The following is a 13,804-nucleotide window of genomic DNA, read 5'->3' as shown; positions in this document are numbered from 1 at the left end:
TGGTCCCACCTGACCCCATGCCGAACTCAGCAGTGAAACGCCGTAGCGCCGATGGTAGTGTGGGGTCTCCCCATGTGAGAGTAGGGAACTGCCAGACATCAATTAGTCAGAAAAGCCATCCGTCAGCGGATGGCTTTTTTGCGTTTGATGATTTGAGAAAATGATAGAACTCAAAAAATTATAGAGTAAAAAAAAATCACTTCAAAGAATTATACAGGCTATAGCCTGCGATAGTGCCAGCTACATCATAAGCAATATCATGCCAACTCCAGCCCGTTCCAGATGGACGGCTATCATAGAGTTCTTTTGCTGCACCAAGACCGATTGAGAGTAATACACCAAACTGTGCACTTTCACGATGCCCCCAATTTTGACGCTCTCCATAGGCGTTTCCGGCTGCTGTGACGACGGCAGAAAACAAGAAATGCTGTGCTTTATCTTTTCCAGTCCAGTTGTCATTGGCCTGACGTATATTGGAGCAAGATGTATTTAATAAAAGAGGAGAAATAATTAATATATTTCTTATAAGAGGGATGACCGTTTTCTTCATCGTGATTTGCGCCATGATTTGTTTTTTTAAATCATAGCTGTTTGATAAATAAGATACAAAAATCCCCTCTGCTAATAGTGAGAGAGGATTCAAAAATTGATAATTATTTATCTATTTTACAGTATTCGGCTGATTAATCGATCAACCCTAATACGTCGTAGGCGGCGTATTAGCTTGCGAACTTTAACCGGATAGAGCTGAATACTTTCCAGCTCCTGATAATCGCTGATAATTTTTGTGTGGGTACGAATGCAGTTTAGTTCCATAGAACTTTGCTCCTGCATTTCTTGGTGAGGATCGTGAATAAGAATCGCATTTTCCAGATCCAGGCCCCATGCACGGGGATTGAGATTATTACCCGTAATCAACAGCCATTTGTTATCAACCCAGAGACCTTTTAAGTGATAAGTATTATCTTGATCTTTCCATAACCGAACGGTTAATTGCTGGCTATCGATAAATTTTTGCAGCCGACTGGTAAAGCGGCGCAAGTTAATTTCATACAGATAGGGCAATGCTCCGATGATCTTGAAAGGTTCTTCTGGTGGGATATAGAAATCATTGGCTGTTTTGTCTCCAATGATGATCTCAACTTGTTTTCCTTGACGGAGCAGCCGGGAGATTGCACGCACTAGAACTGCCGGTAAATTGAAATAAGGCGTACAAATGACCAACTTATTTTCAGTACAGGATATTAAATGGCAGATCGTTTTATTTAGCTGGTTTTTTTTGCCCAGACCAACAAGAGGTGTTACCGCCAATTCCTCATTGGATGCTTGGTTTTCAAACTGATACTCAGAATTTCGTAATGAAACACGAAATTGGCGGATCAAATTTTTAATTTCAAGATTACGGGGACGATTGTGACAGGCCAGATTTTTCACGGCTTCAGCGCTAATAATACTGTCATCAATAAACTGTTTCATGATTGTTGCAAGTTTTGCATTATGCAGCAAATGATAACGGTCATAGCGATATTTTTCATGTTGATGCAGATAGACATCATTAATGCTGGCTCCGCTATAAACGACCATATCATCAAAAATAAAGCCCTTGAGATGTAAAACGCCCAGCGCTTCACGAGTATTCACCGGAACACCCAAGATGGAAATATTGACATCAGGGTAATTGGCAGCCACGGAACAGTACCAATCTGCGTTTGTTGCCGCTGCTTTTACGCCAATACGACCACGTTGAGCACGATGCCAGTCAACCAGAATTTTAATGTCCAGCTCAGGGCGTTGCTGTTTGGCAGCATATAACGCATTCAAAATATCCCGGCCAGCATCGTCGTTTTCCAAATATAGGGCCGCGATATAAATATGCTTTTGGGCGTTTGCTATCCGCTCCAGTAAGGTGCTGCGGAACACTTTAGCTTGATAAAGCGTCTCTATGTCAGCAACTGACTGCGGTAGTTTAGGCAGTTGTGCAAGGTGTTGTTGGTGTTTTGCTTGTTTAAATTTGGACAACATCACAGTGCGTTTTTTCTCTTAGTTTAGATGGGATAAGTTCCATCATAAGGTGTATGAATCAAAATGATCTGGCGATGATACCATTAGTTTGGCTCATTGTGAGTATGAATTAACTTTCCAGAGCTGATTGCTTTAAGTCTGTGCGATTCATCACGAAGTGAAGTCTTTTCTCATCCTCATTGGATATGCTCTCAAGCCGAGTTTTAAAGTTTTAATACAAGGTTAACAATTCCATCTTCCAACTGGATATCAATGATGAACCCAAGTTTCTTCGCAAGTTGAATCATATTACGGTTTTCCGGCATAGTAATAGCGGTCAATACCTGAATACCATGCTCTCTTGTGTAATGAATCAATTTAGTCATGAGTTGATAGCCTAACGTAATTCCCTTGAGATCTGATCGCACTAATACCGCAAATTCTGCTTCGATATTATCGGGATCGGCCATAGCACGGGCGACACCAATAATTTCAGGTGAAGTCGTAGGGTGACGTATCGCGACGAAAGCCATTTCCCTGTCATAATCAATCTGGGTCATGTTGGCGAGATCATCATGGGTGAATTCACTGATTTCGCTGAAATAACGGTAATAAAGATCTTCTTTGGTCACTTGACCGATAAAGGCTTTCAACAGCGGTTCATCTTCCGGCAAGATCGGACGTAACTGACATTCAACATCGTTTTTTATATAGATAGTTTCTTCCAATTCATTGGGATAGGGGCGAATAGCCAGTCTCTTGCGAGGATCCCCGGTCACTGGAGCCAACTCCATTGTCACATCCAATAGGGTGAATTCATTGCCTGATGCAAGTAATGGATGAATGTTCATGCGAGCAATCTGGGGACAATCGATCAGAAGATTGGATACCCGAACCAACAATTGGCTGAGCGCAGGGATATCCAGCGGCAGTAGTGACCCCCCCGATTTTATTTTTCCCCCTTTAATTGCCTGAATGACCAAATAGCGGGCTAATGCCATATTAAGGGGAGGAAGAGCGACAGCGGCCTGTGTTTCATGAACCCAATCAATACCCCCTTCTCCCAGCATGATTAACGGCCCAAATATCTCATCTTGCTCAATGGAAATTCTCAACTCTTGTGCGCCAGCCCGGTTAGCCATGCTCTGTACTAACAAACCATGAATTCTGGCGTGTGGGAAGTTTTGTTTGACACGCTCAATAATTGCCTGTACCGCTGTTTTGACTTCATCGGAATTACGCAAATAAAGCATGACTCCCTGAACTTCTGATTTGTGTGGAATATCAGGAGAACGGAGCTTCAGTGCAACGGGATAGCCAATTTTTTCTGCAATATTGACCGCATCATCACTGGTATGAGCTATCCAAGTCGGTAAGGTATTTAGACCATAGGCTTCAAGAATAGGTTGTACTTCATGGGTATCCAACTGAATACTTTCGTTGTTAAGGGCCTGCTGTATACATTCATGGGCACGAGCCGTATTCGATGTAATGCTAATTGGCAGAGAGGGGGTCTCTTTGAGCTGTTTTTGATTTCGTTGATATTCCACCATGTGCATAAATGCAGTAATTGCGCCTTCTGGTGTCCGATAAGTTGGAATACCGGCTTCACTGAATAAACGTCGGGCTTCCAATGAAGAATACTCTCCGCACCAATTAGTGAAAATGGTGAGCCATTTTCCGCGTGGGTGCTCCTTAATGGTTTGGATGACTCGAACCGCCGTAGATTGGCTGTGAGATATCGCACTAGGAGAATGAATCAATAGCAAGGCATCATAGTCATGGCGATCCAGTAACAGCCTGAGAGCAGCAATATACTGCTCAGTGGAGGAATCATCGCCGATATCCAAAGGATTGCGCAGAGGCAGGGTTTCGGGAAGTATGCCGGAGAGTTCACTGACCGTTTCTTCACTCAACACAGCGAGCTTTCCGGTTCTCCTCAGTAACTCATCTAGCGCCATCGCCGCAGGTGCCGCACCATTACTGACGATTAACAAACGCTCTCCACGCAATGGCCGCATAAAACTTAATGTTTCTACTGCAGAAAACATTTCATGGGTATCTTGCACACGAAGTAACCCGGCACGTTGAATGGCAGCATCGTAGGCAGCATCAAAATTTTGTTGTTCCCCCAGGAGTTGCTGAGCTTTTCGTGTGCGGCTGCTTTTTACGACCAGGATGGGTTTATTGCGTGAAGCGCTCCGAGAAGCAGAAAGAAAACGTCGGGCATCGCTAATATGTTCGAGATGTAACAAAATGGCACTGGTCTTGCTATCTCTTGCCAGAAAGTCGAGTAGATCATCGATATCAATATCAACACTGTCCCCAAGAGCAATAAAATATGAAAAACCAATATTTCGATGATTGGCCCAGTCCAAGATCGTGTTTGATATCGCTGCTGATTGCGAGATAAAAGCCAGTTTACCTTTCAGGATAGGAATGGGAGAAAAGCTGGCATTCAGCCCTATCCAAGGCGCCAGAATGCCGAGGCTATTGGGTCCCAGAATGCGAATATGATATTTCTGGCTATATTGCTTTAGTTCATTAAATTGCGCGGGTGGTGAGGATAGAATAATAACGGTCTTGCATCCATGATGAGCCAGTTGCTCAAGCAAAGATAGATTGCGGCTGTGATGGGTACAGATAACGGCGAGGTCGGGGGTCAGGGGTAACTTATCGATAGAAGGATAGGCCAATACACCCAGAACGGCATGTTTGTTGGGGGTTACGGGCAGAATGGGCCCCGTAAACCTCCCCATCAGCAAATTTCGCATTAACATTGAACTGGCTTTTTCTGGTTTTTCAGAAGCACCAATAACGGCAATAGATTTTGGACGTAACAATGCTTCAAGTCCGCGCTGACTCATTTCTGGGGTTCCTCATTAGTTATCACATCAATAAACAATCACCGTGGATTAAACAGTTATCATGAATAACTTTAGCCACCATCAGTTACTTTAGCGGGGATTGTCAAGAATTACTGTGACTGATTCCCCCCGAATGATTAGATTTTCCAGCCAGATATTGTTCACGAAACTGATTGAAATGACTGAGTAATGATTGCGATGCGTCAATATCCCCAGCCAATTCTAGTGCGGCGGCTGCAACTTCGGCAGTACAATGTTGTTCTTGTCTGGATGGTACTCGCAGTAAATAATCCATTTTGGCAATATTATTGATAGATAACAGGGGAATATCATCCAAATATGGGCTTTTGCGAAACATTTTCCTTGCCTCAGGCCAAGTACCATCCAATATAATGAACAGTGGCGGTTTCTGGTTATCAGGAAGCTGCTGATACACTGTGCGAGGGGGCGTGGCGTAACTGTCTGGAAATATCAAATAGGGTTGCCGGGTTGAGTCATTCAATACGTCAAGCATTTGTTGATCAGGTTCGGTTCTGGACCAGAGAAAAGCATGTGTATCGGGCAGGATATCTGCAATCAACTTTCCGGTATTGCTGGGCTTCATCGGCTCAGTATCAAACATAATGAGGCAGAAGCGGCTTGCCGCATTTGCTGGTGAAATCATTTCACATAGACAGTTTTTTTGGGGTAATAAACAATGCAGGCAACGCTGCACCCGGCAACCTCTCGCCTGAAAAGGACGGGTAGAGCGGGCAAGGCGGTGTTGGCGAAGCTGATAAACGGCGTTGTTATTTCTCATTTAAGAACTCAAACATGGTCGTGGATAAAGCCAGTAAAAAATTAACGGATATTTTAATGGATTGTCGTTGCCAGAGGTAGCTTCGGGCGCGCACATCGGGTAATCTTCGCGCCATAGCGCAGTTGGAGAAACAAATGAACGATTCCTATAGTGGTAAAAACGGTAAAGTCAAAGTGATGTATGTCCGCAATGAGGACAATAATGATAATCGCAAAGACAATGATCGTCGTAAAAACAGTGACAACCGTAAAAACAATCAACGTCCTTTTGGTAAAGGGCGTGAGCAGGGTGACCGCCGTCGTGACAATGAGCGCCCCGCGCGTTCAAGTGAGCGTTCTCCTTGGAAAACAGTTTCTCGTCCGGAGGGAGAGCCTCTTAAACCAGAACACAGTGGTATCAGTGGCAAAAGCCATATTGATCCTGAACAACTCCGTCGCCAGCGTTTGGAAGAAACCCGGATTTATGGGGAAAATGCTTGTCAGGCCATGTTCCAGAACCGCCCTGATGCGATTGTTCGCGCCTGGTTCGTTCAATCAATCACCCCGCGTTTTCGCGATGCCTTAAAATGGATGGCGGCAAATCGCAAGGCTTACCATGTCGTTGACGATGAAGAACTGTCTAAGGCATCAGGCACGGAACATCACGGTGGCGTTTGCTTTTTGATCAAAAAACGCAATGGATTGGATGCAGAAACCTATTTGCAGCAAGCCCCGGCAAAAGATTGTGTGCTGGCATTGGAAAACGTCGGTAACCCACACAACCTAGGTGCAATTATGCGCAGTTGTGCGCATTTTGGTGTGCAGGGTGTGATTTTGCAGGATACGGCGATGTTGGAATCAGGTGCGGCTGTCCGTACTGCTGAAGGGGGCGCTGAGCATATCAAAGGCATTGATGCTGATGGTTTCACAGCTACGCTGAGTAAATTCCGTGATGAAGGCTATACCATTGTGACCACATCAAGTCATAAGGGCAGCACAACGCTGGCAAAAGCAACATTGCCAGAAAAAATGGTTTTAGTATTGGGGCAGGAAAGTGATGGATTAAGCGACAGTACCTGGGAAGATGGAGACATTCGTCTTTCTATTGGTGGTACGGGTTGGGTAGAAAGTCTGAACGTTTCTGTTGCAACAGGTATTCTGCTGTCAGAGTGGTGGCGTCAGAATAAGGCTTAATTTATATAAGAAAGCGACCATTTAGTCTCTTTTATTAATGAGGCGCTGACTAGTGAGTCAGCGCCTTTATTTTATTCCCTGATTTATTGAATCTGTTTTTAATGCTGCCATGAAAAATGATTTACAAAGTTAAATAAAAACATTTTGTTATTATTTTAGTTGAAATCATTAATTTGGTTTTTTATTCCCCTTACTTAGTAAATAACACAAATAAAATTGATGTTATTTATGCTTTTTCCATATTGTCAGGCTCTTTTATTAAACACCCAACTAATCCCTCCAAATACATTACTTTTTTTATGGTTGATAATGGTAATGATTTTAATTATCATTTAATGGGGTGGAAAAAGAAAAACCAAAGCGTTAGTGAGCCAGAATCAATATTGATGTCTCGTCGATACCTAAATTTAGTGAGCGAACTGTCAGGTGGTCAGCGTCAGCGTGCCTGGTTTGCCATGACATTGGCACAACAGACGCCGATTATTTTGTTGGATGAACCGACCACTTATTTGGATATTTCCTACCAGATTGAACTGCTTGATCTTTGTCAGGGGTTACACCGGCAAGGAAAAATACTGGTGTTGGTTTTACATGATATTAATCTGGCTCTGCGCTACGCCTCGCGTCTGGTGATGATGAAAGATGGTCAGATTTATGCAGAAGGAGTCCCTGAGGAGATTGTGACAGTACAGAATATTGCCGATGTATTTGGTTTGGCGTGCCGGATTATTCGCGATCCCGAATCTAACAAGCCCTTGATTATCCCTAAATATAGGCCCGCAGTTTAGAATGATAATAGGAGAATATGGAATGAAAAATAAAAATAATCATGACTCCATTAAATTGGCACCTGAAATATCTATCAAAGATATTGCTCAATTATTTGATGGGGCATTTGATCATTTTAATTCATCAATAAAAATTAACGCAGAAAATATCCCTGCGGACAGCATGATGTTTTGCCAATGGTCTGATGAAAGTGAGTTCCCATTATTAATGAAACGTTATCAAAATTCATATTATGGGGATAATGAATTAAAACCGAATCAAAAAGGACTTTATTCTTTATGGGCGCAATGGTATTTTGGATTAATTGTGCCGCCAATGATGTTAATGTTATTGGAATATCCTCAAGCTGTTGATACAGATTATCATCTTTTCCAAGTGGAATTTCATGAGACTGGCAGACCCAATGTTGTTTATTATCAGTTGACGTGGATGGATGAACCCATATCTTTATTGGAGCGTTATCATTCCATGTTGGATCGGCATATTATTCCTGTATGTAAGAAAATTGAATCCTATCGTGGAATAAATGGGCGTTTATTATGGAATAATATGGGTTATGTTATGCACTGGTATTTAACTAACTTCAAAGAAAGAATGGATCAGAAACAATATGATACATTAATTCAGGGTCTTTTCTTTGAACAAACGCTGCCTGATGGTAGAGATAACCCGCTTTATCGTACAGTGATTATGAGAAACAATGCCATACAGCGCCGTTGTTGCTGCCAAAGAAATAAATTACCGGGAGTAGGGAATTGCCACGATTGTCCTCTTGAATCTACAGCATAAATAGCAGAAATAAAGCTGGTCTGTTTATTGAATGGAGATAAAGTTGAACGTTATTTTGAAAATGCCTTAGAAACTATGTTTAAAAAAATATTACAGCAGGCAAACAAACCATTTTAAGAATCACTTTACAAACACGCTTTAGTCACTGGCAGGACATTTTTTATCTGAAACGTGAAAACCTCACTGATAAAGATGGGGTTTTCATAACGGGAGCGAATACTCCCGTTATTTTCGTTACTGGCAAATCTAATCAATGACGCTAATGTGCTCCTCCTTGATCTTGACTTCCGGCAGAAAATGGCGGTTTCGCCATCCAGACCAATAATGTCAATATCAGGAACACACCTGCCGAGAACCAAAAGATTTCATTGGCAGAAATAATTAATCCTTGCTGGGTGATCTGTTTTGCCAGATAAGCCGAGATCTGCGTCTCATTCATGCCTAACTGACTCAATTGGTGGTGAACCTGCTGATAGTTGGGGTTATAGGGATTGATGTATTCAGTAAGATTTGAATGATGTATAGATTCACGTTGTGTCCACATGGTGGTGGTGAGGGACGTACCGATTGAACCCGCCAATATACGGGTAAAGTTTGACAGGCTGGAAGCTGAAGCCATTTGCTCTGGCGCAAGCCCTGATAATGTGATGGTTGTCAGCGGCATAAAGAAACATGCCATGGCAAGCCCCTGAACGAACTGAGGCCATGCGGCAGCCGCGAAATCCATGCCTGGCTCAAATGTATATGCCCGCCAATAGAAACAGACAGTATAAATGATGAAACTGAATGTCACGAGGTAACGCATGTCTATTTTATGACCAAACTTACCAATGATTGGGGAAAGTAATAAAGGCAACAATCCTACCGGGGCTGCCGCAAAACCCGCCCAAGTCGCGGTATAGCCGAAAACCTCTTGCAATAGTTGTGGCAATAAGACAATCGAACCAAAATACAGCATGAAAGCGAGGCTGATACTCAGCGTCCCAATGGAAAAGTTGCGCCTCTTGAACAGTGATAGATCAATAATCGGGTGATCGTCAGTCAGTTCCCATATAATTAAGAACGTGAGCGCAATAACTGCAGTGATGGTGAGAATAATGATCTCAGTGGAATTAAACCAATCCAGTTCCTTACCTTGGTCGAGCAGGGTTTGCAGGCAACCGATACCCATCACCAGCAAAAACAAACCTACAATATCAATGGGCTTAATCGCAGTTTTTGTTTCCCGGCCACGTAATATCCGCATGACGGCAAAGATAATGGCGATACCAAGAGGAATGTTAATGAAGAAGATCCATCCCCAATGATAGTTGTCACTGATATATCCTCCCAGAATAGGCCCGCAGATAGGCGCAACAACGATCATTACCGACCAAAGCGCTAACGCCATGTTCCGTTTAGCCGGTGGGTAGTTATTGAGTAACAAACTTTGACAAAGAGGAAGTACCGGGCCTGCGGCCAGCCCTTGGATAATTCTGAAAAAAATCAGCATATTGAGGCTGTTGGAAATACCGCATAACCAAGATGAAAGCGTGAAAATGGCGGTAGACCAGAGGAACAGTTTCACTTCGCCAAAACGCTTTGCCAGCCAACCCGTGATGGGGATAGAAATTGCGTTTGCGACACCAAAAGAGGTGATGACCCAGGTTCCTTGCGAGATTGAAGCCCCTAAATTACCCGCAATCGTAGGTATGGCGACGTTGGCAATCGTGGAGTCGAGAACAAGCATGAAAGTCGCCATTGCCAGTGAAATGGTCAGAAGAGCGAGTTTCGCGCCTGTCAGTGGTTCTCTTTTTACCATGACGCTCCCCTTAAATCGGGTTTCCTGAGTTACGATTAATCACGTCAGTAACTATTTGGTTGGCAGGAGCCATATCGATCGTCAACGCATTGGTATGATAGGCAGGGAGAGAGCGTTCGGTGGTTGCCAGTGCAATTCCATTGCTGTCTGTAGTATTGACGGTAATTGAGGTTGATAACCCAATTCGCAGGGGATGCTGTTTTAATTGTTCAGGATCAATCTCAATACGAACGGGTAGGCGTTGGACTATCTTAATCCAGTTACCGCTGGCGTTTTGTGCTGGCAATAGGGAAAAGGCGCTCCCGGTTCCCATATCAATACCTGCTACCTTGCCGGTATAAACCACATCATCACCATAGAAATCACTGATGATTTTGGCGGGTTGCCCGATACGCATATTGGCAAGTTGGGTTTCTTTGAAATTGGCCTCAATCCACATATTGTTGACAGGCACGATAGCCATTAAGGGTGTTCCTGAATTAATACGGGAACCGACCTGAACGCCACGGCGTGCAACATAGCCATCGACAGGGGTGACAATTTTGGTTCTCTGCAAGGCGAGCCATGCATCACGAACCCCAGAGGCCGCTTTTTCCACAGCAGGTTGTTTTTCCAACGGAGTATCTAAAATAGTGGCTTGATTGCTTTTATATTGGGCAATGGCGATATCCAGATCGGCTTGGGCCATCGAGACATTATCGCGCATATGCTGTAATTCTTCTCTACCGATCAAGTCCTTGGCTCCCAGTACTTCTCTCCGGCTGAGATCACTTTGTGCTTTATTGAGAGCTATCTTTTTCAGCTCAATGGTTGCCTGATATTTTTTACTGTCGATCATCCGTTGATGAGTGATGCGAACCGTATTCGCCAATTCATTTTCGGCTTTTTTTAAGGTTAATTCGGCGTCACGGGGATCAAGCTGTACCAGAACATGTCCACTTTTCACATAATCCGTATTGTCAAAATTGACAGTAATAACGCTCCCCGCCACTTGCGACATAATTTGTACTTGATTGCCTGTCACATAGGCATTATCGGTTTTTTGCTGATAACGTAAAACGAGAAACCAGTAAACGGCATAAATTATGCCAAGGAGCAGAAAGAGTGATGTCAGCAATGTAATGATATTACGGCGTTTTCGTTTCTTATCACTCTTTTTTGGACCCGATGGGAGTGGCGTTTTCTCACTAGCACTCATAGAGAATCTCCGTATTTTTTAATTAGCTTATATTGTTCATGTAGTCACTATTGATTGTGTAGTAACCATTGGATGAAACACCCCTCCAGTCGTGTGGTTACACGACTGGAGGGGGGGAACGATATGGATGCAAATATTACCTGAAGATAATAGTTAGCCATATGAGGTATCAGATGATACTGGCTAGCAGAAAAGTTTTTTTAGGTCATGTTGCCATAACGGGTTTTCTTGATTCGAAATTACTCACAAATGGAAACTATTACTTATTGCAATAATCGCTAATATTGTCTAATTGACTTAATACCTTTCTCATCAACTTTTCTAACTGTTTTTGCTCCTCCAAATCGAGAATGGACCAAAGTTTAACCAGGCATTCATGTTGAGGAGGAAGTAAACTATTCAAGAAAGTTGAACCTTTATCGGTAAGGTGAAGATGGAGACAACGGCGATCGTTATGGCTCTCTTTTCTCTCTATCCAGCCTTGCTTTTCTAATTCATCTGCAATTCGCGTTGCATTTGTACGTGAAGAGCCTAATGCTGCGCTGAGTTCTGATGGCTGAATGCTACGACTTTCTTTGGTATCCAGAATCATCAGAGCCATAAACAAGGTTTCATTGATTCCTTGTGCTTTCAGCATGTTGTTGCGATTTTCCAGAATTTTGCTCTGGACATGCATTGACAAGCGAGTGAGTAATATCTCTTGATAGGGCAAACTTTTTTGCTGTGTTACACGGCAATTAAGTAACTCTTCTGTGGGAGTGAATGAACTTTCCATTGTTTAGATACCTTATTAGTTTCAACCGGTAAAGTAACGTCTGTTAAAGACCATACAAATACTATATTAAAAGTTAAATTTAGCAATTATAGTTATTTATTATCATCATATTTCTTTAAATATTGATACCTAATTCATAAATACCTTGAATATTATCCCAAAAACAGCCGCCCCCGATAGTGTGGAGAGGGTAATGCTTCGGGTTTTGTGGAAACACAAACAGATAGTCAGGCATCCGATTAGGGTTGGAAAAAATTTATTGTGTTCTTTCATCATGTCCGGAATGCTTGAAACGATGAGCAATGAACAAATTGAAGCAATGCCAATGCTGTCGAGTATGATGCCCATTTTTCCCGTTTTTCCGGCAGGCGCACGATTGGCCCCTAAACGCAAGGGAAGATAGCGGAATAGGAAGTTGGCAATGCCTACAACCAGGCCGATAAAAAGTATTTTATTATCAATCATGTGATGTACGGTTATTTAACTGTGCGTTTTTGGCTTGCAGAAGTGCTGCGGAACAGCCTCCCATGATCCCGGCAAGAATAGCGATGGGGATGGAAAAAAATACGATACCGAGTAAAGCGCCCAATAAGGCAGCGGTCACACAGTAGCTATTCTGTTTTTTGAAAGATGCCAATAAGAAACTTAGAAACAGCGCCGGAAGCATGAACGTCATAGCTGCTTCAACCGCCGGATATGAGTCCAGATAACCATTGCCTAATACAGCTCCTGCCACAGTACCCAGTACCCAAGAAAGCCAGGAACACGAGGCAATAGCGACCATCCAGTTTTCACTCCAGCTACGTTGATCTTTTATCAATTTAGCCGTTGCTGCGGCAAAAACTTCATCTGTCAGGCCAAAAGCCCAAATCACGGTTTTCTTTCCTGATAAGGTCTGTTTAATGCGGTAGCGTAGAGCCGGGCCATACAGGATATGGCGGATATCCATGGCCATCACGGTTAAAGCGGAAATCCACAATGACATGCCTGCACTCAGTAAAGCGGTGATGACAAACTGGCTGGCTCCTGCATAAATGACACAGGAAAAAAATATGGCTTCTAAAGGCGTAAACCCCAGTTTGACTGCGCTTAGTCCAAATGCAAAGGCGATGGGAATATAGCCAATGGCAATAGGGAGGCTATCAAAAATACCTTCTTTGAATGAAGAGGTCTTGTTGGATTGGCACTTTTCGGGGATGGATGTATCAGATATTGGTATATCAGGTGACGATTTTTCGCGCGTTTGCATGGGGGGTTTTTGTTTTTTTGTTAACAGGTAAAACAACATTAACAAAATATGATGAAAGTGAAAATATGAAATGTCTAAATTATCTAATTAATACATTTAGAACAAAGGGTTTTGGCTGTTGGGGTTAAGAAAAAGGAGGTTATGAGGTTTTGTTAACATTCCCGTGGACATGGGGGTGGAATAGGCAAAGGTCAGTTTGCGTCTCGCTGTACTCTGATCCAACTTTCTGCGTGACGTCCAATTATTCGCCTCAAAAATGCTTCTGGTTGGCAGCGAGTAATATTTTTGGCTAAGACACATGGCTGAATAGCTATTCCGCTGATTATTAGCAGAATTATTCAGGATCTCATCAGGTTTGCCTGCC

11 protein-coding genes, 1 rRNA gene and 1 pseudogene are annotated in these 13,804 nt (G+C 43.0%); 4 read left to right on the top strand and 9 right to left on the bottom strand.

The genetic code is table 11. The annotated features are described in order from the left end of the window. Positions 1 to 97, top strand: a 5S ribosomal RNA gene (gene rrf, locus Xbed_RS15040); the annotation flags it as partial. Between the two features lie 99 nt (positions 98 to 196). Here rrf and Xbed_RS15035 read toward each other — a convergent pair. From Xbed_RS15035 to Xbed_RS15020, 4 genes are all read right to left on the bottom strand, one after another. After that, positions 197 to 550 (bottom strand): YfiM family lipoprotein, encoded by a 354-nt coding sequence (locus tag Xbed_RS15035; RefSeq protein WP_086113714.1) that lies wholly within the window; start codon positions 548 to 550, stop codon positions 197 to 199. Positions 551 to 666: 116 nt separating this feature from the next. Then, positions 667 to 2,022 (bottom strand): CDP-diacylglycerol--serine O-phosphatidyltransferase, encoded by a 1,356-nt coding sequence (gene pssA, locus Xbed_RS15030; protein WP_167371930.1) that lies wholly within the window; start codon positions 2,020 to 2,022, stop codon positions 667 to 669. 203 nt (positions 2,023 to 2,225) lie between these two features. Beyond that, the gene (locus Xbed_RS15025; RefSeq protein ID WP_086113712.1) at positions 2,226 to 4,868 is read right to left on the bottom strand and encodes a bifunctional acetate--CoA ligase family protein/GNAT family N-acetyltransferase; all 2,643 of its coding nucleotides are present in this window, start codon (positions 4,866 to 4,868) and stop codon (positions 2,226 to 2,228) included. Between the two features lie 103 nt (positions 4,869 to 4,971). Further along, positions 4,972 to 5,667 (bottom strand): tRNA-uridine aminocarboxypropyltransferase, encoded by a 696-nt coding sequence (locus tag Xbed_RS15020; protein ID WP_086113711.1) that lies wholly within the window; start codon positions 5,665 to 5,667, stop codon positions 4,972 to 4,974. Between the two features lie 134 nt (positions 5,668 to 5,801). Here Xbed_RS15020 and Xbed_RS15015 point away from each other — a divergent pair, with 134 nt between their 5' ends. The 3 genes and pseudogenes from Xbed_RS15015 (at position 5,802) to fhuF (ending at position 8,417) form a co-directional block, all read left to right on the top strand. After that, positions 5,802 to 6,839 (top strand): tRNA/rRNA methyltransferase, encoded by a 1,038-nt coding sequence (locus tag Xbed_RS15015; RefSeq protein ID WP_086113710.1) that lies wholly within the window; start codon positions 5,802 to 5,804, stop codon positions 6,837 to 6,839. Between the two features lie 407 nt (positions 6,840 to 7,246). Beyond that, positions 7,247 to 7,627: pseudogene (locus Xbed_RS15010) on the top strand (ABC transporter ATP-binding protein); the annotation flags it as partial. Positions 7,628 to 7,649: 22 nt separating this feature from the next. Next, the gene (fhuF, locus tag Xbed_RS15005) at positions 7,650 to 8,417 is read left to right on the top strand and encodes a siderophore-iron reductase FhuF (protein ID WP_086113709.1); all 768 of its coding nucleotides are present in this window, start codon (positions 7,650 to 7,652) and stop codon (positions 8,415 to 8,417) included. Between the two features lie 259 nt (positions 8,418 to 8,676). Here fhuF and emrB read toward each other — a convergent pair whose 3' ends face one another. The 5 genes from emrB to Xbed_RS14980 form a co-directional block, all read right to left on the bottom strand. Next, the gene (emrB, locus tag Xbed_RS15000) at positions 8,677 to 10,218 is read right to left on the bottom strand and encodes a multidrug efflux MFS transporter permease subunit EmrB (protein WP_086113708.1); all 1,542 of its coding nucleotides are present in this window, start codon (positions 10,216 to 10,218) and stop codon (positions 8,677 to 8,679) included. A 10-nt stretch (positions 10,219 to 10,228) separates the two neighbouring features. Continuing rightward, positions 10,229 to 11,416, bottom strand: coding sequence for a multidrug efflux MFS transporter periplasmic adaptor subunit EmrA (gene emrA, locus Xbed_RS14995; protein ID WP_086113707.1), 1,188 nt, complete (start codon positions 11,414 to 11,416; stop codon positions 10,229 to 10,231). A gap of 259 nt (positions 11,417 to 11,675) precedes the next feature. Then, positions 11,676 to 12,191, bottom strand: a complete 516-nt coding sequence (mprA, locus tag Xbed_RS14990) for a transcriptional repressor MprA (RefSeq protein WP_086113706.1) — start codon at positions 12,189 to 12,191, stop codon at positions 11,676 to 11,678. 129 nt (positions 12,192 to 12,320) lie between these two features. Beyond that, complete coding sequence (gene ygaH, locus Xbed_RS14985) at positions 12,321 to 12,656, bottom strand: L-valine transporter subunit YgaH (protein ID WP_086113705.1); 336 nt, start codon at positions 12,654 to 12,656, stop codon at positions 12,321 to 12,323. Further along, positions 12,649 to 13,440 (bottom strand): AzlC family ABC transporter permease, encoded by a 792-nt coding sequence (locus tag Xbed_RS14980; RefSeq protein WP_086113721.1) that lies wholly within the window; start codon positions 13,438 to 13,440, stop codon positions 12,649 to 12,651. The genes ygaH and Xbed_RS14980 overlap by 8 nt, the downstream gene beginning before the upstream one ends. Positions 13,441 to 13,804 lie beyond the last annotated feature (364 nt).

Origin of the sequence: Xenorhabdus beddingii, from assembly GCF_002127545.1 — a bacterium.
GTDB lineage: Bacteria > Pseudomonadota > Gammaproteobacteria > Enterobacterales > Enterobacteriaceae > Xenorhabdus > Xenorhabdus beddingii.
Note: the sequence above shows the minus strand (reverse complement) of the source record. Positions and strands in the feature narration are given on the sequence as shown.

Coding starts and splice junctions, on each gene's coding strand:
- ygaH (WP_086113705.1), bottom strand. CDS start 12,656: ATGATTGATAATAAAATACTTTTTATCGGCCTGGTTGTAGGCATTGCC.
- Xbed_RS15020 (WP_086113711.1), bottom strand. CDS start 5,667: ATGAGAAATAACAACGCCGTTTATCAGCTTCGCCAACACCGCCTTGCC.
- Xbed_RS15025 (WP_086113712.1), bottom strand. CDS start 4,868: ATGAGTCAGCGCGGACTTGAAGCATTGTTACGTCCAAAATCTATTGCC.
- Xbed_RS15015 (WP_086113710.1), top strand. CDS start 5,802: ATGAACGATTCCTATAGTGGTAAAAACGGTAAAGTCAAAGTGATGTAT.
- Xbed_RS15035 (WP_086113714.1), bottom strand. CDS start 550: ATGAAGAAAACGGTCATCCCTCTTATAAGAAATATATTAATTATTTCT.
- emrB (WP_086113708.1), bottom strand. CDS start 10,218: ATGGTAAAAAGAGAACCACTGACAGGCGCGAAACTCGCTCTTCTGACC.
- mprA (WP_086113706.1), bottom strand. CDS start 12,191: ATGGAAAGTTCATTCACTCCCACAGAAGAGTTACTTAATTGCCGTGTA.
- fhuF (WP_086113709.1), top strand. CDS start 7,650: ATGAAAAATAAAAATAATCATGACTCCATTAAATTGGCACCTGAAATA.
- emrA (WP_086113707.1), bottom strand. CDS start 11,416: ATGAGTGCTAGTGAGAAAACGCCACTCCCATCGGGTCCAAAAAAGAGT.
- Xbed_RS14980 (WP_086113721.1), bottom strand. CDS start 13,440: ATGCAAACGCGCGAAAAATCGTCACCTGATATACCAATATCTGATACA.
- pssA (WP_167371930.1), bottom strand. CDS start 2,022: ATGTTGTCCAAATTTAAACAAGCAAAACACCAACAACACCTTGCACAA.